The 23,053-nt window shown below is 69.4% G+C and carries 18 protein-coding genes; 12 read left to right on the forward strand and 6 right to left on the reverse strand.

Going from position 1 to position 23,053, the window contains the following annotated elements; genetic code table 11:
* Positions 1-28: 28 nt before the first annotated feature.
* From ACAM54_RS18675 to ACAM54_RS18700, 6 genes are all read left to right on the forward strand, one after another.
* Positions 29-3,034 carry a transglycosylase domain-containing protein gene (locus ACAM54_RS18675; protein WP_369648542.1) on the forward strand — a complete coding sequence of 1,002 codons (3,006 nt, stop codon included), beginning with the start codon at positions 29-31 and terminating at the stop codon, positions 3,032-3,034.
* Between the two features lie 134 nt (positions 3,035-3,168).
* Complete coding sequence (locus ACAM54_RS18680; protein ID WP_369648543.1) at positions 3,169-3,732, forward strand: HD domain-containing protein; 564 nt, start codon at positions 3,169-3,171, stop codon at positions 3,730-3,732.
* 143 nt (positions 3,733-3,875) lie between these two features.
* On the forward strand, positions 3,876-4,640 hold the full coding sequence (locus ACAM54_RS18685) for a 2Fe-2S iron-sulfur cluster-binding protein (protein WP_369648544.1): 765 nt from the start codon (positions 3,876-3,878) through the stop codon (positions 4,638-4,640).
* The gene (locus ACAM54_RS18690; RefSeq protein WP_369648545.1) at positions 4,637-5,629 is read left to right on the forward strand and encodes a xanthine dehydrogenase family protein subunit M; all 993 of its coding nucleotides are present in this window, start codon (positions 4,637-4,639) and stop codon (positions 5,627-5,629) included. Before ACAM54_RS18685 ends, ACAM54_RS18690 begins: the two co-directional genes overlap by 4 nt.
* On the forward strand, positions 5,626-7,803 hold the full coding sequence (locus ACAM54_RS18695) for a xanthine dehydrogenase family protein molybdopterin-binding subunit (protein WP_369648546.1): 2,178 nt from the start codon (positions 5,626-5,628) through the stop codon (positions 7,801-7,803). Before ACAM54_RS18690 ends, ACAM54_RS18695 begins: the two co-directional genes overlap by 4 nt.
* Positions 7,804-7,861: 58 nt before the next feature.
* Positions 7,862-8,791, forward strand: coding sequence for an SMP-30/gluconolactonase/LRE family protein (locus tag ACAM54_RS18700; RefSeq protein WP_369648547.1), 930 nt, complete (start codon positions 7,862-7,864; stop codon positions 8,789-8,791).
* 21 nt (positions 8,792-8,812) lie between these two features.
* On the opposite strand, the gene ACAM54_RS18705 is transcribed toward ACAM54_RS18700, so the two are convergent.
* The 3 genes from ACAM54_RS18705 to ACAM54_RS18715 form a co-directional block, all read right to left on the reverse strand.
* On the reverse strand, positions 8,813-9,745 hold the full coding sequence (locus ACAM54_RS18705) for a dimethyl sulfoxide reductase anchor subunit family protein (protein WP_369648548.1): 933 nt from the start codon (positions 9,743-9,745) through the stop codon (positions 8,813-8,815).
* A gap of 4 nt (positions 9,746-9,749) precedes the next feature.
* Complete coding sequence (locus ACAM54_RS18710) at positions 9,750-10,475, reverse strand: 4Fe-4S dicluster domain-containing protein (protein ID WP_369648549.1); 726 nt, start codon at positions 10,473-10,475, stop codon at positions 9,750-9,752.
* Positions 10,476-10,576: 101 nt separating this feature from the next.
* Complete coding sequence (locus ACAM54_RS18715) at positions 10,577-13,522, reverse strand: molybdopterin-dependent oxidoreductase (protein ID WP_369648550.1); 2,946 nt, start codon at positions 13,520-13,522, stop codon at positions 10,577-10,579.
* 81 nt (positions 13,523-13,603) lie between these two features.
* Between ACAM54_RS18715 and ACAM54_RS18720 the strand changes: the two genes are divergently transcribed.
* Positions 13,604-14,539, forward strand: coding sequence for a LysR family transcriptional regulator (locus ACAM54_RS18720; RefSeq protein WP_209536099.1), 936 nt, complete (start codon positions 13,604-13,606; stop codon positions 14,537-14,539).
* Between the two features lie 15 nt (positions 14,540-14,554).
* Here the strand turns inward: ACAM54_RS18720 and ACAM54_RS18725 are convergent, their stop codons facing one another.
* The gene (locus tag ACAM54_RS18725; protein ID WP_145747492.1) at positions 14,555-15,325 is read right to left on the reverse strand and encodes a GntR family transcriptional regulator; all 771 of its coding nucleotides are present in this window, start codon (positions 15,323-15,325) and stop codon (positions 14,555-14,557) included.
* Between the two features lie 126 nt (positions 15,326-15,451).
* Between ACAM54_RS18725 and ACAM54_RS18730 the strand changes: the two genes are divergently transcribed.
* From ACAM54_RS18730 to ACAM54_RS18750, 5 genes are read left to right on the forward strand one after another with little or no spacing between them, the layout of a single operon-like run.
* Entirely contained in the window at positions 15,452-15,733 is a 282-nt protein-coding gene (locus ACAM54_RS18730; RefSeq protein ID WP_015866594.1) for a UxaA family hydrolase, read from the forward strand.
* A 52-nt stretch (positions 15,734-15,785) separates the two neighbouring features.
* Positions 15,786-16,961, forward strand: coding sequence for a UxaA family hydrolase (locus ACAM54_RS18735; RefSeq protein ID WP_369648551.1), 1,176 nt, complete (start codon positions 15,786-15,788; stop codon positions 16,959-16,961).
* A 25-nt stretch (positions 16,962-16,986) separates the two neighbouring features.
* Positions 16,987-17,916, forward strand: coding sequence for a hydroxyacid dehydrogenase (locus ACAM54_RS18740; protein WP_369648552.1), 930 nt, complete (start codon positions 16,987-16,989; stop codon positions 17,914-17,916).
* Positions 17,913-18,914 carry an Ldh family oxidoreductase gene (locus ACAM54_RS18745; RefSeq protein WP_369648553.1) on the forward strand — a complete coding sequence of 334 codons (1,002 nt, stop codon included), beginning with the start codon at positions 17,913-17,915 and terminating at the stop codon, positions 18,912-18,914. The genes ACAM54_RS18740 and ACAM54_RS18745 overlap by 4 nt, the downstream gene beginning before the upstream one ends.
* A 36-nt stretch (positions 18,915-18,950) precedes the next feature.
* Entirely contained in the window at positions 18,951-19,943 is a 993-nt protein-coding gene (locus ACAM54_RS18750) for a Bug family tripartite tricarboxylate transporter substrate binding protein (RefSeq protein ID WP_369648554.1), read from the forward strand.
* On the opposite strand, the gene ACAM54_RS18755 is transcribed toward ACAM54_RS18750, so the two are convergent.
* Complete coding sequence (locus ACAM54_RS18755) at positions 19,927-21,126, reverse strand: acetate/propionate family kinase (protein ID WP_369648555.1); 1,200 nt, start codon at positions 21,124-21,126, stop codon at positions 19,927-19,929. The two genes, ACAM54_RS18750 and ACAM54_RS18755, sit on opposite strands and share 17 nt — an antisense overlap.
* Complete coding sequence (gene xsc, locus ACAM54_RS18760) at positions 21,123-22,946, reverse strand: sulfoacetaldehyde acetyltransferase (protein ID WP_369648556.1); 1,824 nt, start codon at positions 22,944-22,946, stop codon at positions 21,123-21,125. Before xsc ends, ACAM54_RS18755 begins: the two co-directional genes overlap by 4 nt.
* Between the last annotated feature and the right edge of the window lie 107 nt (positions 22,947-23,053).

Below are 23,053 nucleotides of genomic sequence, written 5' to 3' on the forward strand. Positions count from 1 at the left end.
CCGTGGTTCAGACTGTGTGCGAGGCAGCATGACAAGGTTCAAGAAGGTCTTGTGGATCGGTGGCGGATTCGCCGTGCTGGGTGCGCTTGCCGCCTACGCGGTGGTCGACGAGCTGAAGACTTCCCGATGGCAATCGGCCTTCTGGCGCGACTTTGCCGGCGGTGCCGGCTTCAGCGTCGGCGCCGGTGCCAGCGATGCCATTCGCTTCCCCCACACGGGGCCCTACGACGAGCGGCTGGGCTACCACGATCTTCCCGACTTCATCCAGCGCCTGGAGCCCCACGGCTACGCCATCACCCGCCAGGCCCGCCTGTCGCCGCGGATGATCGAACTGCAGGAGCGCGGGCTGTTCATGCCCTACCGCGAGAAGAACCAGGCCGGCCTGACCGTGCGCGACTGCCGCAATGCGGCGCTGCTGCACACGCGCGTGCCCCAGCGTGCATACGAGCGCTTCGAGGACGTGCCACCACTGCTGGTGAGCGCCCTGCTGTTCGTCGAAGACCGCCACCTGCTGGACGCGGAGCCGGCGCAGCGCAACCCCGCGCTCGATCCGGAGCGCTTTGCCAAGGCCGCGGTCGAGCAGGGGCTGCGGGTGTTCAACCCGGGGGGGACGGCGACGGGCGGCAGCACGCTGGCCACCCAGATCGAAAAGTACCGCCATTCGCCGCAGGGCCGCACCGCGTCGGTGCGCGAAAAGCTGCGCCAGATGATGTCCGCCTCCGTGCGCGCCTACCAGGACGGCGAGGACACGCTGGCGCGGCGCCGCCAGATCGTCGTCGACTATCTCGACACCGTGCCCCTGGCCGCGCGCCCGGGCATGGGCGAGGTGCACGGCCTGGGCGATGGCCTGTGGGCCTGGTACGGGCGCGACTTCCGCGAGGTCAACCGCCTGCTCGCCGACAACGCGGAAGGGGCGGCGGCGCCCACGCCCGAGGCGCTGCGGCGCCAGGCCGAGGCCTTCAAGCAGGCGCTGTCGCTGATGATCGCGCAGCGCCGCCCGTCGCAGCACCTGCTCGGCGACGGCGCGGGCCTGGCCCGGCTGACCGACAGCTACCTGCGGCTGATGGCCGAGGCGGGCCTGATCGCGCCCTCGCTGCGCGATGCGGCACTGCCGCTGCCGCTGCACCTGCGGCCCGAACTGCCGGCCGCGCCGCGGACCGACTTCGTCCAGCGCAAGGCCACCATCGCGCTGCGCACCCACATCTCCACGCTGCTCGACGTGCCGCGCGCCTATGACCTGGAGCGGCTCGACCTCGAAGCTGAAACCAGCCTGGACGGCGAAGCGCAGGCGCTCGCGGCGCAGGTGCTGGCCGGCCTGCGCACCCCCGCTGCAGCCAAGGCCGCAGGCCTGTTCGGGCCCCATCTGCTCGACCCGGGTGCGGACCCGGCTCCGCTGATCTACAGCTTCACGCTGTTCGAGCGCGGCGCGCAGGCCAACCTGCTGCGCGTGCAGGCCGACAACATCAACCAGCCCTTCGACGTGAACCAGGGCGCGCGGCTGGACCTGGGCTCGACCGCCAAGCTGCGCACGCTGGTGAGCTACCTGGAGCTCGTGGCCGAGCTGCACGCCCGCTGGGCCGGGCTGGGCCCCGCCCAGCTGGCGGCGCTGCCGAACAACCCGCGCGACCCGCTGGGCGCGTGGGCGCGGCAGTACCTGCTGCGCGCCAAGGACCGCCGCCTCACGCCGATGCTCGAGGCGGCCATGGAGCGCAAGTATTCGGCGAACCCGGGCGAATCGTTCTTCACGGGCGGCGGCCTGCACCAGTTCGAAAACTTCGAGCGCTCACGCAACAGCGAATCGATGACGGTGCGCGAAGGCTTCAAGCATTCGGTCAACCTGGTCTTCATCCGCCTGATGCGCGACGTGGTGCGCCACCGCATGTTCGGCGGCACGTCGGACGCCGAGCGCCTGCTGAATGACCCGGCCGACCCGGGCCGGCGCGAGATGCTCGCGCGCTTTGCCGACCGCGAGGGCTCGGCCTTCCTGATCCGCTTCTATCGCAAGTACCAGCACCAGTCGGCCGCGGGCGCCGAAGCGCTGCTGATGCGCAGCCTGAAGCCATCGGCGCCGCGGCTGGCGAGCGCGCTGTTCACGATCGAGCCCGAGGCCAGCGACGCACGGCTCGACGAGCTGCTCGCCCAGCGGCTGGGCAAGGGCGCCGGCTCGCCGCGCGCACTGCGGGCGCTGCGCACCACCTATGCCGGCCTGTCGCTCGGCGATCGCGGCTATGTCGCGCGGGTGCATCCGCTGGAGCTCTGGCTGGTGGGGTTCCTGCGGCGCCACCCTGGCGCAACCCTGGCCGAGGTGCTGGAGGCGAGCGCGAACGAACGCCAGGAGGTCTACGCCTGGCTTTTCAAGACGCGCCACAAGAGCGCGCAGGACAAGCGCCTGCGCGAGCTGGTCGAGCTCGATGCCTTCGCGCAGATTCACCGCTCGTGGCAGCGCCTGGGCTATCCGTTCGAATCGCTCACGCCCTCCTATGCGAGCGCGATCGGCGCCTCGGGCGACCGGCCGGCCGCGCTGGCGGAACTGATGGGCATCATCGCCAACGACGGCGTGCGGCGGCCGGTGCAACGGGTCGGCGCGCTGCACTTCGCGCGCGACACGCCCTACGAGACGCGGCTCGAACCGCGCGACGCCGGCGCCGAACAGGTGCTGCCCCCCGAGGTGGCCGCCACGGTGCGCCGCGCACTGGTCCAGGTGGTGCAGGACGGCACGGCGCGGCGCCTGAAGGATGCGCTCGTGGACGCGAACGGCCGCGTGATCGAGATCGGCGGCAAGACCGGCACCGGCGACCATCGCTACGGGCACAACGGCCGCGGCGGACGGGCGGGCGCCGAGCGCAAGATCAGCCGCTCGGCCACCTTCGTGTTCACGATCGGCGACCGCTACTTCGGCACCATCATGGTCTATGCGAACGAACCGTACGCCGCGCGTTATCGGTTCACGAGCGCGCTGCCGACGCAGCTGCTGAAGTCGCTGGGGCCGCAGCTGCTGCCTGTACTGGAGCGCAGCGGGTGCGGGGGGGATTGAAAGGCATCACGCGCCGTAGATTGCCAGCATGACGACGAAGGTCGCCCACATCGCGACCCATCCCAAGAGGAGCATCCCCACGCGCATATCTCATGCGTAGACACCCGCCCGCGGCCTGACTACGATCCCTCGCCATGAACATCGAGAGACTCAAGGGCAAGCTCGCGTTCCTGCGCGAAGCGGAAAAACTCAAGGACGTGCTGCGCAGCGGCCACACCTCCTCCGGCCGCGCGGAGAGCACGGCCGAGCACAGCTGGCGGCTGTGCCTGATGGCGATGGCGTTCGAGGAAGAGCTGGCCGGGCTCGACCTGTCGAAGGTGCTCAAGCTGTGCGTGGTGCACGACCTGGGCGAGGCCATTCATGGCGACATTCCGGCGGTGAGCCAGCATGTGCATCCGGACAAGAGCGAGCGCGAACGCAACGACCTGCTCACACTCATGGCGCCGCTCGACGACAAGCTGCGCACCGAACTGCTGTCGCTCTGGGACGAGTACGAAAACGCTACCTCCCCCGAGGCGAAAGCCGTGAAGGCACTCGACAAGCTCGAGACGATCCTGCAGCACAACCAGGGCGCGAACCCCGCGGACTTCGACTACGCCTTCAATCTCGGCTACGGCAGGAAGCACACGGACACCACGCCGCTGTTCAGCGCGTTGCGCAAACTGGTCGACGACGACACGCGGCGCAGGATGGCCTGAGCACCCCGCAGGTATAAAAAAAACCGATGCCTGCAACAAGTTATCGATGGCTAAGCTGAGGAATCGACGCCTCGAAAAAAAGCGCAAGGGCCACTGCCCGCGCGACGAGGTCCCTTCATCGATCGATCCCCAGTTGCCACACGATGACATCCCTCCTTCCCGATGAACGGCAGGCCGATGACTTGCCTGACGACGCCAACAGCCCTCTTCTCCCTGCACCCGCCGGCCAGTTGACGCGCCGCGCCTTCCTTGCGGAAAGCGGAACGACCGGCATCGCCGGGATCCTGGCGTCCGCGCCCATGGCCGCGTCGGTGGCATCGGCTGCGCAGGCGAATGCCGACGCAGCGCCACCCTCTTCTTCCATGGCCCTTGCCCTGCGCGTCAACGGCAAGCCGCATGCGCAGCAGGTCGATCCGCGCACGACGCTGCTCGACCTGCTGCGCGAGCAGATGGCGCTGCCGGGTACGAAGAAAGGCTGCGACCACGGCCAATGCGGCGCGTGCACGGTGCTCGCCAATGGCCGCCGCATCAACTCGTGCCTGGCACTCGCGCTCTCGCACGACGGGGCGGAGATCACCACCATCGAAGGCCTGGCGCGCGGCAGCGAGCTGCATCCGATGCAGGCGGCCTTCATCAAGCACGACGGGTTCCAGTGCGGCTATTGCACCTCGGGGCAGATCTGCTCGGCCGTGGGCATGCTGCGCGAGGCCGAGCAAGGCGCGCCGAGCCATGTCACGGCCGATGTGCGGCGCACGGGGCCGATGGCGCCGCTGAGCGACGCCGAGATCCGCGAGCGCATGTCGGGCAACATCTGCCGCTGCGGCGCCTACCCCGGCATCGTGGCCGCGGTGCGCGAAGTGAGCCTGGCGATGCCGCGCGCGGCCAGCAGCCGAAGGAGCCGCGCATGAAGCCCTTCGCATTCACCCGCGCCACCGACGCGGACACGGCCGTTCAAGCAGCCACGCAGCCGGGGGCAAGATTCCTGGCCGGCGGCACCAACATCGTCGACCTGATGAAGGAAGGCGTGGAAGCGCCCGACCGGCTGGTGGACATCAACCGCCTGCCGCTGGCGGCCATCGAGGCGCAGCCCGGGGGCGGCCTTCGGCTGGGCGCGCTGGCGCGCAACAGCGACACGGCCAACCACCCCGTGCTGCGCACGCGCTACCCACTGGTGGCGCAGGCCATTCTTGCAGGCGCCTCGGGCCAGTTGCGCAACGCCGCCACCAACGGCGGCAACTTGCGCCAGCGCACGCGCTGCCCCTACTTCTACGACGTGACCCAGCCTTGCAACAAGCGCGCGCCGGGCACGGGCTGCAGCGCGCTGCAGGGCTTCAACCGCAACCACGCGGTGCTGGGCACCAGCGCGAAGTGCATCGCGAGCTACCCGGGCGACATGGCGCAGGCGCTGCACGCGCTCGATGCTGTGGTGCAGCTGCAGGGGCCCTCAGGCCGCAGGACGATTCCGATCGCGCAGTTCCACCGCCTGCCGGGCGAGACGCCCGAGCTCGATGCCAACCTGGCGCCGGGCGAACTGATCACCGCCATCGACCTGCCGGCCGAGAGCGCCCGCTTCGCGCAGCGCTCGCACTACCTGAAGGTGCGCGACCGTGCCAGCTATGCCTTTGCGCTGGTGTCGGTGGCGGCCGCACTCGACATGGAGGGCAGCCGCATCCGGCAGGCGCGCATCTGCCTGGGCGGCGTGGCCCACATGCCCTGGCGCGCGCGCGAGGCCGAGGCGCTGCTGCAGGGCGCCGAGCCCGGCCTGCCGCTGTTCCGACAGGCGGCGGATGCTGCGCTGGCGGGCGCCACGGGCTTCGAGCACAACCGCTTCAAGATCGAACTGGCCAAACGGAGCATCGTGCGCGCGCTGGAAACCACGACGAGGAGCACGGCATGAACAGGCAAGCTCTTCCCCTCATCGGCCAGCCGGTCGACCGCGTGGACGGCCGCCTCAAGGTGACCGGCCAGGCGCGCTATGCAGCCGAGTTTTGCTACCCGGGGCTGGTGTACGGCGTGTCGCTGGGCAGCACCGTGGCGGCCGGGCGCGTGCGCGACATCGACACCGCGGCGGCGGAGCAATCGCCCGGCGTGCTGCTGGTGCTCACGCACAAGAACGTGCCCAAAATGCCACCGCCCGCGCCCGAGACGCCGCAGAACCGCTTCACGCGCGCCACGCCACTGCTGCAGGACACGGCCATTCACCACCACGGCCAGCTCATCGGCTTCGTGGTGGCCGAGACGCTGGAGCAGGCGCGCCATGCGGCCACGCTGGTGAAGGTGAGCTACGACGCGGCAAAGCCGCGCATCGGCTTCGATGCCAACGTCAAGGATGCCTATGCGCCGGCCGCCATCAACGCCGGCTACAAGACCGACACGCGGCGCGGCGACCTCGACCAGGGCCTGCGCGCCGCGGCGGGCACGGTCGACGCGGTCTACAACACGCCCATCGAGCACCACCACCCGATGGAGATGCACGCCACGGTGGCCGCATGGGAGGGCGACAACAGGGTCACGGTGCACCACTCGCTGCAGATGGTGAGCGATGCCGCGCCCGCCATTGCCGCCACCTTCGGCATTCCGCGCGAGAACGTGCGCGTGGTGTGCCCGTTCGTGGGCGGTGGCTTCGGCAGCAAGATCCTCACGCGCGACAACGCAATGCTGGCGGTGCTGGCCGCGCGCCTCGTGAAGCGTCCGGTCAAGCATGTGCTCACGCGGCAGCAGATGTTCATGGTGGTCGGACTGCGCCAGCACAACCGCCAGCACATGCGGCTGGGTGCCGATGCCAGCGGCCGGCTCACGGGGCTGGGCCACGACACCGTCACCCACACCTCGGTGCACGAGGAGTTCGTCGAGCAGACCGGCGTCATCTCGCGGATGATGTACGAGGTGCCCAACTCGCAGGTCACCCACCGCGCCTTTCGCCTCAACGTGCAGACGCCGAAGTGGACCCGCGCACCGGGCGAGGCGCCCGGCAGCTTTGCGCTCGAATCGGCGATGGACGAGCTGGCCGAGCAATTGAAGATCGACCCGGTGGAACTGCGCGTGAGGAACGACGCCAGGACCGACCTGGACACGGGCAAGCCCTTCGGCAGCCGCTCGCTCATCGAATGCATGCGCATCGGCGCCGAGAAATTCGGCTGGAGCAACCGCAGCGCAATGCCGCGCAGCCGCAGGCAGGGCCACTGGCTGGTGGGCTACGGCATGAGCGCGGCATCGCGCGGCGCACCGCATCGCGGCGCCTCGGCCAACCTGCTGCTCACGCGCAGCGGCCGCGACGTGCGCGCGGTGGTGGAGATGTGCGCGACCGATCTCGGCACCGGCAGCTACACCATCATTGCGCAGACCGCTGCCGAAACGCTGGGCCTGCCGCTCGACAAGGTGCAGGTGCGGCTCGGCGATTCGGCCCTGCCGCCCACGCCCGGCTCGGGCGGCTCCTGGGGCGCCAACACCTTCTGCACCGCGGCGCTCGCGGTCTGCGAAGCGGCCAAGCAGCAGCTGCGCGAGAAGGTGAGCCTGCGCTTCGTGCGCGAACCCAGCGTGGCGGAGCTGCTGCAGGCGGCCCAGCTGAACGAATGGCGCGCCAGCAACACGGCCACGCCGGGCGCGGACATCGCCGCCTGGTCGCACTACGCCTTCGGTGCCAACTTTGCCGAAGTGTGGGTCGACGAAGACCTGGGGCTGGTGCGCGTGCCGCGCTACCTGGCGGTGATTGCGGCCGGGCGCATCCTCAACCCCAAGACCGCGGCATCGCAGATCGTCGGCGGCATCGTCTGGGGCATCGGCAACGCGCTGATGGAAGAGTCGGTGCTCGACGAGCGCAGCGGCCACTTCGTCACGCGCACGCTGGCCGACTACCACGTGCCCGTGAACGCGGACATCGGCGACGTGCAGGTGCTCTTCGCGCCCGAAACCGACACCCGGGTCAACCGCATGGGCGTGAAGGGCGTGGGCGAGATCGGCATCACCAGCGTGGCCGCCGCCGTTGCCAACGCGGTCTACAACGCCACCGGGCGCCGCGTGCGCGACCTGCCCATCACGCCCGACAAATTACTGATGCCGGTCCAGGCATGACGAAATAGCCAGGAAGAAGCAAACTCGGAGCCCCTGCAAAGAAGAAAAGGGGCTCCCGATGCACATCCGCGAACTCGCCACCGGCCTGCAGTTTCCCGAAGGGCCGGTTGCCATGGACGACGGCTCCGTGCTGCTGGTCGAAATTGCGCGCGGCACGCTCACGCGCGTGCGGCACGACGGGCTGGTGCAGGTGGTGGCCGACCTGGGCGGCGGGCCGAACGGCGCGGCCATGGGGCCGGACGGCGCGGTGTACGTCTGCAACAACGGCGGCTTTCGCTGGCACACCGAGGCCGACGGCTGCCACCGCCCGGTGGGCCAGGCCGACGATTATTCGGGCGGACGCATCGAGCGCGTGAACCTGGCCACGGGCCGGGCGGAACGGCTCTACGACAAGGCCGACGGCGGCGCGCTCTGCGGGCCGAACGACATCGTGTTCGACGCGCAGGGCGGCTTCTACTTCACCGACCTGGGCAAGACGCGCGAACGCGACATGGACCGCGGCGGCCTGTTCTACGGCCACAGCGACGGCAGCGGCGCGCATGCGATCGCGCGGCCGGTGATGACGCCCAACGGCATCGCGCTGTCGCCCGACGGCCGCACGCTCTACTACGCCGAAACCGAAGGCGCGCGGCTCTGGGCCTTCGACATCACGGCGCCGGGGCGCGTGCGCAAGGACGGCTGGCCTTCGCCGCACGGCGGGCGCATGCTGTGCGCATCGCCGGGCGGGCACTACCAGCGCTTCGACTCGATGGCAACCGATGCGCTGGGCAACCTGTGCGTGGCCACGCTGCTGCATGGCGGCATCACCATCGTCGCGCCCGACGGCAGCAGCTGCGAGCACATGCCGCTGCCCGACCGCTACACCACCAACATCTGCTTTGGCGGACGCGACCTGCGCACGGCCTACGTCACGCTGTCGGGCAGCGGGCGGCTGATTGCCATCGACGACTGGCCGACGCCGGGGCTGAAGCTGAACTTCCAGGTCTGAACGAAGCCCTTGGTCCGGTCCTCAGGACACCACCTGGTAGTACAGGTTCTGCGGGTGCTTCGCCTGCGCGAAGAAGAACCAGCGCTCCGCCAGCAGGCCGGGCGCCTGCACCAGCACCGCCAGCGGCCACGGCCACGCGGCCCCGCTGGCAACGCCCCACAGCAGCAACAGCGAAGGCAGCACGAAGGCCAGCAGCAGGAAGCCGAGCTTCATGTTCTTGAGCGCGGCCAGCGTGGCGCCATGAAAGAACTCGCGTGTGTTGAACGAGCCGGCCGACATGCCCATCGACTTTTGCGTGAGCTTCTCGGCGCGGATGCCGGTGGCCGATTGCAGCGTCGACTTGTGGCGGATCGCCGCGTTGCGCTTGAGCGCCCCACCGCGCGCGGCCCATGCAGCGAGCGTGGCGGCGAGTGCCCAGGGTCCGAACAACTGCACGAAGCGCGACTCGCCCGCCAATGCGGCCAGCGCACAGGCCAGCACCAGCCCCGACGACAGGCCGATGAGCGTGAAGTTGACGACGGTGAGCGGATGCGCCCATTCCTCGATGAAGCGCAGGCAGGCGTAGATCATGGCGGTGCAGTACCAGAGCGCGGCCGCGCCACACAGCACCAGCACCGGCAGCAGCCACGACCATGGCGCGCCGGCGCCGAAGCGCAGCGACAGCCACCACAGCGCCACCAGCGCGATGAAGGCCGGCAGCACGATGACTTCGCGCGACATCCACGAGGTGCGCCACATCAGCACCGCGCGCCATGCGCGGCTCTTGCGGCCCAGGTGCATGAACGAGGCCGCGAGGCCGGCCGCGAGCAGCACTTCGGCCACGCCCAGCGCCAGCGCGAGAAAGCCGGGCGCGGGCGCGAAGCCCAGCAGCACCGCGAGCGCGAGCGCGACGACCAGGCCCTGCGCGGCGCCGGCCAGCGTGGTGAAGAAAAGAATGGAGAACGCGGGATGCATCGGGCTACTCCTGCCCTGCGGTCTGCTGCGTCACGTGGCGCGGCAGGTACTGGTTGGCCGGGCTGGTCTCCCACTCGGGCATCAGCTGGTAGCCGCCGCGTTCGCGGATGGCCTTCGACACTTCGGAGTCCGGATCCTTCACGTCGCCGAACAGGCGCGCGCCGGTGGGGCAGGCCTTCACGCAGGCGGGCTTGCGGTCTTCCTTGGGCAGGTGCTCGTCGTAGATGCGGTCGACGCACAGCGTGCACTTGGTCATGACCTGGCGCTCCTCGTCGAGCTCGCGCGCGCCGTAGGGGCAGGCCCATGCGCAGTACTTGCAGCCGATGCACTTGTCGTAGTCGACCAGCACGATGCCGTCTTCCTTGCGCTTGTAGCTGGCCCCCGTGGGGCACACGGGCACGCAGGGCGGGTCTTCGCAGTGCAGGCAGCTCTTGGGGAAGTGGACCGTCTGCGTGGCCGGGAAGGTGCCGGCCTCGTAGGTCTGCACGCGGTTGAAGAAGGTGCCGGTGGGATTGGCGCCGTAGGGCTGCGCGTCCGCCAGCGGGCCGGCGCTGCCGGAGGTGTTCCACTGCTTGCACGAAGTGACGCAGGCATGGCAGCCGACGCAGACGTTGAGGTCGATGACGAGGGCGAGTTGTTTGGCGAGGGTTTCGCCCGGTTCGGCGCGTACGCTGGCATTTCTCCCTCCCCTTCCGGGGGAGGGCTGGGGTGGGGGCGCGGCGGCTTTCATTGAAGCATGGCGATCGGTTCCAGCGCCGCTGCCCCCACCCCTGCCCTCCCCCGGAAGGGGAGGGAGTAGATCCGGGGACATCAAATCCTTGAGCCACTGCATCATTTCTTCCCCCTCCCCGCAAAGTACGTCAACACGCTCGCCGCCTTCCCCAGCACTCCCGGCGCACTCGGCATGCTCGCCATCTGCGGAAAGCTTTCTTCCGGCTCGCCCGGTTCCGCGGGCCGTATGCGCACGCGCACGTCGTACCAGCCCGCCTGGCCCGTGACCGGATCCGAGTTGCTGATGCGGCCGCTCGCGGTGCCCGCGCAGGGCAGCTCCTCGCTGATCAGGTGGTTGAGCAAAAAGCCCTTGCGCGCCTCGTCCGCACCGGGTGCCAGTTGCCAGGCGCCATCGGCCTTGCCGATCGCGTTCCAGGTCCACACCGTGCCGGGCTCCACCGCCTCGCTGTAGCGCAGCATGCAGCGTACCTGGCCCCACTGGCTCTCGACCCAGCACCAGCCACCGTCGGCAATGCCCGCGGCCTGCGCGGTGAGCGGGTTCACGTGCAGGTAGTTGTGGCTGTGGATCTGCCTGAGCCACGCGTTCTGCGAATCCCACGAGTGGTACATCGCCATCGGCCGCTGGGTGATGGCGTTGAGCGGGTAGGTGTCCAAATCGGTCGAGGCCTCCTCGAGCGGCGGGTACCAGAAAGGCAGCGGATCGAAATACGTGTCGATGCGTTCGCGCAGCGCATCGGGCGGCTGCCGGCCCGCGCTCTTGCCCTGCGCGGCCAGGCGGAAGCTCTGCAGCGTGTCGGAGTACAGCGCCAGCTGCACCGGGTCGTTGCGCTGGCGCCAGCCCTTGTCCTTTGCGAAGTCGAGGTACTCGCGGTTCCAGTTGCGCATGTAGTGCATGGTCTCGGGCATGTGGTACTGGAACACGCAGTTGTTCTGCGCATAGGCCTCCCACTGCTTGGGGTTGGGCTCGCCGCGCAGGTGCTCGGTGCCGTCCTTGCCGCGCCAGCCCATCAGAAAGCCGATGCCCGGCTGCGGCTGGAAGTTGACGACAAAGTCCGGATAACCCGTGAACTTGCGGCCGCCCTCGGGCGTGGTGAAGGCCGGAAACTTCAGGCGCGAGGCCAGCTCGATCAGCACTTCCTGGAAAGGCTTGCACTGGCCGGTCGGCGGCACCACCGGAATGCGCACCGAATCGACCGGCCCGTCGAACTCCGAGATCGGCCGGTCGAGCATGCTCATCACGTCGTGCCGCTCGAGGTACGTGGTGTCGGGCAGCACCAGGTCGGCAAAGGCCACGGTCTCGCTCTGGAAGGCGTCGCACACCACCAGGAAGGGAATCATGTGCTCGCCCTTCTCGTCCTTGCGGTTGAGCATCTCGCGCACGGCCATGGTGTTCATGCTGGAGTTCCAGGCCATGTTGGCCATGAAGATCAGCAGCGTGTCGATGCGGTAGGGGTCGCCCTTGACCGCATTGGTGATCACGTTGTGCATGAGCCCATGGGCCGACAGCGGATGCTCCCACGAGAACGCATGGTCGATGCGGATCGGCGAGCCGTCGGGGTTGATGGCCAGCTCTTCCGGGTTGGCCGGAAAGCCCAGCGGCGCGGCATTGAGCGGCGTGTTGGGCTGGATCATGCCGGGGTCGTTGAAGGCGCGGTAGTTGGGCACGATGTGGCGCGGGTACGGCGCCTTGTGGCGGAAGCCGCCGGGCGCGTCGATGGTGCCGAGCACGCTCATCAGCACCGCCAGCGCGCGCACCGTCTGGAAGCCGTTCGAATGCGCCGCGAGCCCGCGCATGGCGTGGAAGGCCACGGGCCGCGCCTGTGTGGTCGCACGCTTCTTGCCCCAGGCATCGGTCCATGCAATGGGCAGTTCGAAGGCTTGCCTGAGCGCGGTCTCGCCCATCTCGCGCGCGAGCTTGCGGATGCGCTGCGCATCGATGCCGGTGATGGCCTCGGCCCACTCGGGCGTGCAGCTGGCCACGCGATCGCGCAGCAGCTGGAACGAGGGTGCGACGCGCGTGCCGTCGGCCAGCGTGTAGTGACCCTCGAGTGCCGGGTCGCAGCCGTCGGCAATGCCTTCGGGGTAGGCGTTCTTCACGCTGCCTTCGCTCAAGTCCCACACCAGCTTGTTGTGCGGATGGCGGCCGTCGCCGGGCGGCCCGCGCGCGGGGTCCGGGTCGAACGCGAACAGGCCCTGGCGCTCGCAGTCGTCCAGCACCACGAGCTGCGGCGCATTGGTGAAGCGCTTGAGAAAGGCGTGGTCGATCAGGTCGCTCGCGATCAGCTCGTGCAGCAGCGCCATGAACAAGGCGCCGTCGGTGCCGGGCTTGATCGGAATCCATTCGTCGGCAATGGCCGAGTAGCCCGTGCGCACCGGGTTGATCGAAATGAAGCGGCCGCCCGCGCGCTTGAACTTGCTGATGGCAATCTTCATCGGGTTGCTGTGATGGTCCTCGGCCGTGCCGATCATCACGAACAGCCTGGCGCGGTCGAGGTCGGGCCCGCCGAATTCCCAGAAACTGCCGCCGACGGTGTAGATCATTCCCGCGGCCATGTTGACCGAGCAGAAGCCGCCGTGCGCCGCATAGTTGGGCGTGCCGAACTGGCGCGCGAACAGGCCCGTGAGCGCCTGCATCTGGTCGCGGCCTGTGAAGAGCGCGAACTTCTTCGGGTCGGTCGCACGGATCTTGCCGAGCCGCTCGGTGAGCATGTCGAAGGCGCGCTCCCAGCTGATGGGCTCGAACTCCCCGGCCCCGCGCTCGCTGCCGGCCTTGCGCAGCAGCGGCTGCGTCAGGCGCGCGGGCGACACCTGCTTCATGATGCCCGACGAGCCCTTGGCGCAGATCACGCCCTGGTTCAGCGGATGCGCGGGATTGCCGTCGATGTAGCGCACCTCCGGGCCATGCTCGCCATCGCGCAGGTGCACGCGGATGCCGCAGCGGCAGGCGCACATGTAGCAGGTGGTGGTCTTGACCTGGGTGTGGGCCGTGGGCGTGGGGGCGTCGAGCGGATCGTGGACGGGCTCTCGGGACAGGAAGCTGAACACTGGCGGTCCTTCTTTTTTTGCGGGGCTGCGCCGATGTTAGAGAGCCTCGATCAAACGAAAAAGCGGAGAATATCGCTCACGATGACCGGAAAAACAGATCAGCAGCACACCGCCCAGCGGCTTCGCCTCAACCTGCGCCAGCTCGAGGTGTTCGTGGCCACGGCCCGGGGCGGCAGCACGCGCGCCGCGGCCGACCGCGTCGCGCGCTCGCAGTCGGCCGCGAGCAGCGCACTGGCCGACCTGGAGTCTTCCGTCGGCGCCCTGCTGTTCGACCGGCTCGGCCGCCGCCTGGTGCTCAACGAGAACGGCCGCGCGCTGCTGCCCAGGGCCCAGGCCCTGCTCGACCAGGCCGGCGAAGTGGAGGCGCTGTTCAGCGGCGAGCATGCGGCGCCGCTGCGCGTGGCAGCCAGCTTCACCATCGGCGAATACCTGCTGCCCGAGCGCGTATCGCAATGGACGGCGCTGCATCCGCAGAGCCAGGTGCACCTGCACATCGCCAACACGCGCGACGTGATCGAGGCGGTGGCGGGGTTCGATGTCGACGTCGGCTTCATCGAGGGGCCGCAGACCCACCCCGACCTCGTGGTGCGCGCATGGCGCGAGGACGAGCTGGTGATCGTGGCCGCGCCGGGGCATCCGCTCGCCAGGCGCATCGCCACGCACCACCAGCTCTCGCAGGCCACCTGGGTGCTGCGCGAGCACGGCTCGGGCACGCGCCAGGTCACCGATGCGTGGCTGATCCAGAATCTGGAACAGGTGCGCGTGGGCTTCGAGCTCGGCAGCACCGAGGCCATCAAGCGCGTGGTGGCCTCGGGCACCGGGCTGGCCTGCCTCTCGCGCTACACGGTGGCGCAGGCGCTGGAAGACGGCCACCTGATCGAGCTGCGCACGCGGCTGCCGGCGGGCATGCGGCGGCTGGCCACGGTGATGCATCGCGACAAGCTGCTCGGCCGCGCCACCGCCGATTTCCTGCGGCACTGCGGGGCGACGGTGCCGCGCATGCCGGCCGCGCGCTAGGCTGCGCAGCGCCGCTCAGGCCGGCCGCGACAGCAGGTGCACGTACTCGTACTGCGCCGTGTTGATGGTCGAGACGCGGTACTCCACCGGCTTGTCGCCGAAGCTGAGCGCGGTGCGCCGCACCTCCATCACCGGCGCGCCCGGCGCCACGCCAAGGATGCGCACCACGCTGCGGTCGGCCGCGATCGCGCGTGCACGCTCGCGCGCCAGCGTCACCGTGATGCCGAACTCGGTCTGGTAGAGGTGGTAGATGGTGCTCGGCCGTTCGCGAAAGCGCTTCTCGGTCAGGCCCTTGAACAGCAGCGCCGGCAGCGTGAGCCGGTCGTGGATCACCGCCCGGCCCTGCAGCAGCAGCCGGTTGTCGATCTGGATGGCGGGCTCGCCGGTTCGCAGGCCCAGCGCCTGCGCGGGCTCCTCGTCCATGCGCACGCGCTCGAAGGCGACGAACTCCACCTGCGGCGCCTGCCGGAGACCGTCGCTGCGCTCCACATGGAAGAACTGGAACATGAAGCGGTCGTCGTTGTGCACTGCAACGAAGGTGCCGCGCCCCTGCCGCCGCACGAGGATGTGCTCGGCCACCAGGTCGTCGGTGGCGTGGCGCAGCGTGCCGATCGACACGCCGAGCGCCGCCGCCAGCTCGCTCTCGCTCGGCAGCACGCTGCCGGCCGCGCAGCGTCCCGATTCGATGGCGCGCAGCAGCGAGCGCTTGACGAGCCGGTAGAGCGGCGCGCCCGCGGACTCGGCGGAAATCGGTTCGAACGCGGAGATGTCTGTCGAGCGGGGCATGGCGCATTGTGGCGGCCGGATCGCGATTCATCCAAGTCATCCATATGACCTGTTTGACACGCGGAGACGCGCACTCGGACACTGGCCCGGCTGCAAATTCTCAGCGAGTCACAACAGGAGACAACGATGATTCATTTCGTTCTGCATGACGCGAAGGACACGGTCGCGGTCGTGGTGGTGGAAGGCGTCAAGGCCGGCATGTCGCTCAGCGGCTGGATCATGGACGAGGACCGCATGACCAGCGTCGATGCGCGCCAGGACATCCCGATTGGCCACAAGGTCGCCCTCAAGGACATGGCGCCCGGCGACACGGTGTGGAAGTACGGCATCGACATGGGCAAGGTGGTGGCGCCGATCAAGGCCGGCGAGCACGCGCACGTCCAGAACATCAAGACCAAGCGCTGGTAGGCCCCTGCCCCGCTTCGCCAATTCCACATCACCACGAACCCGAAAGCACAGCATGTCCATCATTTCCAAAGACACCACCTTCCTCGGCTACCGCCGCGAAAACGGCCGCGTCGGCGTGCGCAACCACGTCATCATCCTGCCGCTGGACGATCTCTCCAACGCGGCCGCCGAGGCGGTGGCCCACAACATCAAGGGTGCGCTCGCCATTCCGCATCCCTACGGCCGCCTGCAGTTCGGCGCCGACCTGGAGCTGCACTTCCGCACGCTGATCGGCGCGGGCTGCAACCCGAATGTGGCGGCGGTCGTCGTCATCGGCATCGAGGACAGCTGGACGCAGAAGGTGGTCGACGGCATCGCCGCCACGGGCAAGCCGGTGGCCGGCTTCGGCATCGAGGGCCATGGCGACCACGACACCATCCTGCGCGCGAGCAAGGTGGCGCGCGAGTTCGTGCAGGCCGCGAGCGAGAAGCAGCGCGAGCCCTGCGGCATCCACGAACTCTGGGTCTCGACCAAGTGCGGCGAGAGCGACACCACCTCGGGCTGCGGCTCCAATCCCACCGTGGGCAACGCCTTCGACAAGCTCTACGAGACCGGCAACACGCTGGTGTTCGGCGAGACCTCCGAGATCACCGGCGGCGAGCGCATCGTGGCCGAGCGCTGCCGCACGCCCGACGTGAAGGAGCGCTTCATGTTCATGTTCAACCGCTACCAGGACATGATCAACCGCCACAAGACCAGCGACCTGTCGGACTCGCAGCCCACCAAGGGCAACATCGCGGGCGGCCTGACGACCATCGAGGAAAAAGCGCTCGGCAACATCCAGAAGATCGGCAAGAAGTGCATGGTGGACGGCGTGCTCGACAAGGCCGAGATGCCCACCGGCCCGGGCCTGTGGTTCATGGACTCGTCCAGCGCGGCGGCCGAGATGGTGACGCTGTGCGCCGCCTCGGGCTACGCGGTGCACTTCTTCCCCACGGGCCAGGGCAACGTGATCGGCAACCCGATCCTGCCGGTCATCAAGATCTGCGCCAATCCGCGCACCGTGCGGCTCATGAGCGAACACGTCGACGTCGACACCTCGGGCCTGCTGCAACGCGAGATGACGCTCGACCAGGCCGGCGACCAGCTGCTCGAATGCATGCTACGCACCGCCAACGGCCGGCTCACCGCGGCCGAAGCGCTGGGCCACCGCGAGTTCGTGCTGACGCGGCTGTACGAGTCGGCCTGACGGCGCCCGCGCAACGGAAAGCATCATGAAGCGAATAGTGATTGCGGAGTTCATGGACGCCGCCGCGGTTGCGCAACTGCGCGAGCGGCACGACGTGCTCCACGACGTCGCCCTGGTGGACGACGGCGCCCGGCTCTACCAGGAAGCGAAGTGGGCCCATGCGCTCATCGTGCGCAACCGCACGCAGGTGCGCGGCGAGCTGCTGGATGCGCTCACGCAGTGCACGGTGGTGGGCCGCCTGGGCGTGGGCCTCGACAACATCGACGTGGCGGGCTGCGAAGCACGCGGCATCCGGGTGATTCCGGCCACGGGTGCCAATGCACTGAGCGTGGCCGAGTACGTGATCGCGAGCGCGATGATGCTGCTGCGCGGCGCCTACGGCTCCACCGCCGCGGTGGCCGCGGGGCGCTGGCCGCGCAACGCGCTGTCGAACGGGCGCGAGCTGGCGGGCAAGACGCTCGGGCTGGTCGGCTTCGGCGCCATCGGGCAGCTGACGGCGCGGCTCGCGCGGGCGCTGGGCATGCGCACGGTGGCCTTCGACGCCATGATGGACGGCAGCCACCCGGCCTTCGCCGCAACGGGCACGCAGCCGCTGGGCCTCGACGCGCTGGTGGCGCAGGCCGACGTGGTGAGCCTGCACCTGCCGCTGGTGGACGGCACGCGCAACCTGTTCCACGCGGCGCGCATCGCGGCCATGAAGGGCGGCGCGGTGCTGGTCAACACCTCGCGCGGCGGCATCGTCGACGAAGCCGCCGTGGCGCTTGCGCTGCGCGAAGGCCGGCTCGGCGGCGCGGCGCTCGATGTGTTCGAGGCCGAACCGCTGGCGGCCAGCCCGCATTTCGTGGACTGCCCCAATCTGCTGCTGACACCGCACATCGCAGGCGTGACGGCCGAGTCGAACGAGCGCGTGAGCAGCCTGATTGCGCAGAAGGTGCTGGAGGCGCTGGAACCATGACGATGCTGAGTCTTCAGCAGGCGCGCGACGCCGTGGCCGCGGCACTGCGCGCGGCCGGCGCGAACGATGCGACGGCGGCGGCCGCCGCGCGTGCGCTGGTGCTGGCCGAGGCGCAAGGCATGGGCTCGCACGGGCTCTCCCGCGTGGCCCAGTACGCCACGCACCTGCGCAACGGCCGGGTGAATGGCAGCGCGGTGCCGGCGCTGCGCCGCCAGAAAGGCGCGGCGGCGCTGATCGATGCGCACGAGGGCCTGGCCTTCGCGGCCTGCGAGATGGCCGTTGCCGAGGCCATCGGCCGCGCGCGCGACTTCGGCATTGCGATTGCGGGCGTCACGGGCAGCCACCACTGCGGCGTGGTGGTCGACCATTTGCGGCCGGTGGCGGAGGCCGGCATGGTCGGGCTCGGCTTTGCCAACTCGCCGGCCGCGATGCCGGCGGCCGGCGGGCGCCATCCCATCTTCGGGACCAATCCGGTGGCGGCGATCTTTCCGCGCCGCGGTGCGCTCCCCCTCGCCATCGACCTGAGCCTGTCGGAAGCGGCGCGCGGCAAGGTCATGGTGGCCGCGAAGCAGGGCAAGGCCATACCGGCCGGCTGGGCCGTCGACCGCAACGGCCTGCCGACCACCGACGCGCAGGCGGCGCTCGAAGGCTCGATGCTGCCCATCGGTGCGGCCACCAGCCCCAAGGGCGCGATGCTGGCACTGGTGGTCGAGCTGCTCGTCACTGCGCTGATCGGTGCGCAGTTCGGCTTCGAGGCCTCGAGCTTCTTCGAGGATGCCGGCAACCGGCCGCGCATCGGCCAGGCCTTCATCGTCATCGACCCCGGCGCGCTCGCGGGCTCTGCGAGCTACCTCGACCGCGTCGAGGTGCTGGTGGCCGAGATGCTGCGCGACGACGGCGTGCGCCTGCCCGGCGCGCGGCGCGAGGAACTGCGGCTGCGCGCCGAGGCAGGGGGCATCGAGGTGCCCGAGGTGCTGCTCGCGCAGTGGCGAAGCTAGGCGCCACTACCCCACACAACAACAGGAGACAACACGATGAAACGACGCGAATGGATGCAGGGGACCGCCGCCCTGGCGGCGACGGGATCGCTGGGCTCGCTGATACCGGTGCTGGCCCGGGCGCAAGGCGGCGACTACCCCCGGCCGGACGCCACGCTGCGCTACGTGGTGCCCTTTCCCCCGGGCGGCCTGACGGACGTGATGGCGCGGCAGATCGGCCAGCAATTGGGCGAGCGCTGGAAGGTCAACGTGCTGGTGGACAACCGGCCCGGCGGCAACGGGCAGATCGGCGCCGACCTCGTGGCCAAGGCGCCGCCCGACGGCAACACGCTGCTCGCGGTCACGCTCACGCATGCGGCCAACGTGACGCTGTTCCCGAAGTCGCCGTTCAGCTTCCAGAAGGACCTGCGGCCGGTGGCGCTGCTGGCCGGCAGCCCGATGCTGGTCGTGGTGCCCGTGGCCAGCCCCATCCAGGACCTGAAGGGCCTGGCCGCGGCGGCGAAGGAGCGCAAGCTCAACGCCGGCTCCAGCGGCAACGGCACGCCGCCCCACCTGACGCTCGCGCTCTTCAACGACCTCAACAAGTCGAGCATCCAGCACGTGCCCTACAAGGGCGGTGCGCCCTGCATCACCGATCTCATCGGCAGCCAGCTCGACGTGGTGTTCTCGAACCTCCCGGAGTCGATCGCGCACGTGAAGGGCGGCAAGCTGCGCGCGCTCGCCATCGCGAGCAAGGCCCGCTATCCGCTGCTGCCCGAGGTGCCGACCACCGCCGAAGCCGGCATGCCCGCGCTGCAGGTGGAGAACTGGACCGGCATGATGGTGCCGGCCGGCATGCCCGATGCCGCGGTGCAGAAGCTGGGCGCGGAGGTGGTGAAGATCCTCGCGCAGCCCGGCCTCGACGAGCGCATGCGCCAGCAGGGCTTCGTGATCGATGCGCGCGGGCCGGACCGCTTCGCGCCGTTCCTGGCCGACGAGATCGCGCGCTGGGCGCACGTCATCAAGGCCGCGTCTATCCAGCCTGGCTGAGCAGCCGCGCCGTGTGGCGCGCGATCACGGCCTCTTCGTCGGTGCGCAGCACCCAGGCGCTCACGGGGCTTTCAGGCGTCGTGAGCCGTGCATGGCCCGCGCGGTTGGCCGCTGCGTCGACACGCAGGCCGAGCCAGCCGCATTCCTCGAGGATGCGCTCGCGCAGCGCGGCGGCGTTCTCGCCGATACCGCCGGTGAACACGATGGCGTCCACGCCGCGCAGCGCCGCGGCCAGGCTGCCCATGTGCTGCACCACCTGCTCGGTGAAATGCGCGATGGCTTCGGCCGCGGCGGGCGCGGCCGAAGCCTCCAGCTCGCGCATGTCGCTGGAAATTCCCGACAGCCCGAGCAGGCCCGACTCGCGGAACAGCAGCTTCTCGACACCGTCCACCGACATGCCCTGCGAGCGCATCAAATACAGCACCACGGCCGCATCGAGGTGCCCGCAGCGCGTGCCCATGGTGAGGCCGTCGAGCGGCGAGAAGCTCATCGTCGTTGCCACCGACCGCCCCTCGGCCATGGCGCACATCGACGCGCCATTGCCCAGGTGCGCGACGATCACGCGCTGGCGTGCGAGCTGCGGCGCCAGCTGCGCGAACTGCGTCACGATCGACTCGTAGGACAGGCCGTGGAAGCCGTAGCGCCGCACGCCCGCGTCGTGCAGCGCGCGCGGCAGCGCGAAACGGCGGTTCACATCGGGCTGGGTCGCATGGAAGGCGGTGTCGAAGCACGCCACCTGTGGCACGCCATCGAAAGCCTTCATGGCGGCGCGCACGCCCGCGAGGTTGTGCGGCTGGTGCAGCGGCGCGAGCGGCTCGAGCGCGGCCAGCTCGGCAAGCACCGCATCGTCGATGCGCACCGGCTCTATGAAGTTGGCGCCGCCATGCACGATGCGATGGCCGACCGCTGCGATGCGGCCGCCCTCGCCCTGCTGCGCATGCCATGCGAGCAGCGCGGCCAAGGCGCCCTGGTGCGAGCGGCTGCCGCCTTCCAGCGCCGCATCGTGCAGCGTGCGGCCCTCCGCATCGCGCACCCGCAGCCGCGCCTTCAGCCCCGCGCCCAGGCCGTCGGCCTGGCCCGACCAGCGCGCGGCGGGCAGCGCACCGCCCTCGCCGGGCGCATCGAACAGCGCGACCTTGATCGACGACGACCCGGCATTCAGCGTGAACAGCGATTCGCTCAAACGTAGTCCTTGTACTTGTCGAGGAAGCGCACCGGCTTGGACAGCGCATCGCGGCGGAACGGATCGCCGAGCTCGCGGGTGCACATGATCTCGATCACGCAGGTCTTGCCCTGGTTCATCTGCATGTCGATGGCCTTCTTGAGGGCCGGGCCCACGTCTTCGAGCCTGTCGACCACAATGCCCTCGGCGCCCATGGCCTTGGCGATGCCCGCGAAGCTCTCGCTCTCGAGCTCGCCCGCGACGAAGCGGCGGTTGTAGAAGTCGACCTGGTTCTTCTTCTCGGCGCCCCACTGGCGGTTGTGGAAGACCACGGCCGTCACCGGAATGTCGTGCCGCACGGCAGTCATGATCTCGACCATGCTCATGCCCCAGGCGCCGTCGCCGGCATAGGCTACCGCCGGGCGGTCGGGCGCCGCGCACTTGGCGCCGATCATGGTCGGCAGCGAGTAGCCGCAGTTGCCGAAGCTCATCGGCGCGAAGAAGCTCCTCGGCTCCTCGAAGCGCAGGTAGCTGTTGGCAATGGCGTTGATGTTGCCGATGTCGGTGGAAACCATCACGCGCGGCGGCATGGCCTTCTCGAGCTCGCGCAGCACCTGGCGCGGGTGCAGGTAAGTGCCGCCGGTGGGCGTCTTCTCGCCCTTGGCTTCCTCGATGGCGTCGAGGCTGAACTGGTCGCGCTCGTGGGTCCACTCGTCGAGCTCTTTTTCCCACGCGGCCTTCTCGGCCTGGATCTTGTCGGCGCGCTGGGCCTTGGTAGCGTCGCAGGCGAGCGTCTTGCCCTGCAGGCGCCTGAGCAGTTCCTTGGCCGTGGCCTTGGCGTCGCCGTGGATGCCGACGGTGATCTTCTTCACGAGGCCCAGGTTGGTGTGGTCGGCCTCCACCTGGATGATCTTCGCGTCCTTCGGCCAGTAGTCCATGCCGTGCTGCGGCAAGGTGCCGAAGGGCCCCATGCGCGAGCCGAGCGCAAGCACCACGTCGGCCTGCGCGATCAGCTTCATTGCGGCCTTGGACCCCTGGTAGCCGAGCGGGCCGGCCCACAGCGGATGGCTCGCGGGGAACGAGTCGTTGCGCAGATAGCCGTTGGCCACGGGTGCGCCCAGGCGCTCGGCCAGCGCCTTGCACTCCTCGACCGCATCGCCCATCACCACGCCGCCGCCCGAAAGGATCACCGGGAACTTCGCCGAGGCCAGCAGCTCGACGGCCGCGTTCAGGCTCATCTCGCCGCCCGCGCCGCGCTCCACGCGCATGGGCTTCGGGATCTCGGTGGTGATCTCGCCATAGAAATAGTCGCGCGGAATGTTGAGCTGCGTCGGGCCCATCTCGGAGATGGCGCGGTCGAAGCAGCGCGCCGTGTACTCGGCCATGCGCTTGGGGTTGTTCACGTGGCCCTGGTACTTGGTGAACTCCTGGAACATCGGCAGCTGGTTGGCTTCCTGGAAGCCGCCCAGGCCCATGCCCATGGTGCCGGTCTCGGGCGTGATCATCACCACCGGGCTGTGCGCCCAGTAGGCGGCCGCGATGGCCGTCACGCAGTTGCTGATGCCGGGGCCGTTCTGGCCGATCACCACGCCGTGGCGGCCCGACACGCGCGCATAGCCGTCGGCCATGTGGGCGCCGCCCTGCTCGTGCACCACCGGGACCAGGCGGATGCCGGCGGGCGCGAAGATGTCCATCGCGTCCATGAAGGCCGAGCCCATGATGCCGAAGATGTCGGTCACGCCGTTGGCGACCATGGTCTCGACGAAGGCCTCGGAGGGCGTCATCTTCTGCACGCCGGCGACGGCTTCGCGGGTGGGTGCGGCGGGTTGCTTCTGGCTCATGGAAGGCGTCTCCTGAAGGGGATGGGGCGGTCTGCGGGTTTCAAAAGCCGGAACGGGTTGTTCCGAATTTCTTTCCGGCGGAATATAGGTCGGCAAGGCCTTGGCGT

The sequence above is a fragment of the Variovorax sp. V93 genome (assembly GCF_041154485.1).
In the GTDB taxonomy this organism is placed as follows: domain Bacteria; phylum Pseudomonadota; class Gammaproteobacteria; order Burkholderiales; family Burkholderiaceae_C; genus Variovorax; species Variovorax beijingensis_A.

Bases quoted from the DNA above. Each gene is read 5' to 3' on its own strand.
- ACAM54_RS18675 (WP_369648542.1), top strand. From the start codon at position 29: ATGACAAGGTTCAAGAAGGTCTTGTGGATCGGTGGCGGATTCGCCGTG.
- ACAM54_RS18680 (WP_369648543.1), top strand. From the start codon at position 3,169: ATGAACATCGAGAGACTCAAGGGCAAGCTCGCGTTCCTGCGCGAAGCG.
- ACAM54_RS18685 (WP_369648544.1), top strand. From the start codon at position 3,876: ATGACATCCCTCCTTCCCGATGAACGGCAGGCCGATGACTTGCCTGAC.
- ACAM54_RS18690 (WP_369648545.1), top strand. From the start codon at position 4,637: ATGAAGCCCTTCGCATTCACCCGCGCCACCGACGCGGACACGGCCGTT.
- ACAM54_RS18695 (WP_369648546.1), top strand. From the start codon at position 5,626: ATGAACAGGCAAGCTCTTCCCCTCATCGGCCAGCCGGTCGACCGCGTG.
- ACAM54_RS18700 (WP_369648547.1), top strand. From the start codon at position 7,862: ATGCACATCCGCGAACTCGCCACCGGCCTGCAGTTTCCCGAAGGGCCG.
- ACAM54_RS18705 (WP_369648548.1), bottom strand. From the start codon at position 9,745: ATGCATCCCGCGTTCTCCATTCTTTTCTTCACCACGCTGGCCGGCGCC.
- ACAM54_RS18710 (WP_369648549.1), bottom strand. From the start codon at position 10,475: ATGAAAGCCGCCGCGCCCCCACCCCAGCCCTCCCCCGGAAGGGGAGGG.
- ACAM54_RS18720 (WP_209536099.1), top strand. From the start codon at position 13,604: ATGACCGGAAAAACAGATCAGCAGCACACCGCCCAGCGGCTTCGCCTC.
- ACAM54_RS18725 (WP_145747492.1), bottom strand. From the start codon at position 15,325: ATGCCCCGCTCGACAGACATCTCCGCGTTCGAACCGATTTCCGCCGAG.
- ACAM54_RS18730 (WP_015866594.1), top strand. From the start codon at position 15,452: ATGATTCATTTCGTTCTGCATGACGCGAAGGACACGGTCGCGGTCGTG.
- ACAM54_RS18735 (WP_369648551.1), top strand. From the start codon at position 15,786: ATGTCCATCATTTCCAAAGACACCACCTTCCTCGGCTACCGCCGCGAA.
- ACAM54_RS18740 (WP_369648552.1), top strand. From the start codon at position 16,987: ATGAAGCGAATAGTGATTGCGGAGTTCATGGACGCCGCCGCGGTTGCG.
- ACAM54_RS18745 (WP_369648553.1), top strand. From the start codon at position 17,913: ATGACGATGCTGAGTCTTCAGCAGGCGCGCGACGCCGTGGCCGCGGCA.
- ACAM54_RS18750 (WP_369648554.1), top strand. From the start codon at position 18,951: ATGAAACGACGCGAATGGATGCAGGGGACCGCCGCCCTGGCGGCGACG.
- xsc (WP_369648556.1), bottom strand. From the start codon at position 22,946: ATGAGCCAGAAGCAACCCGCCGCACCCACCCGCGAAGCCGTCGCCGGC.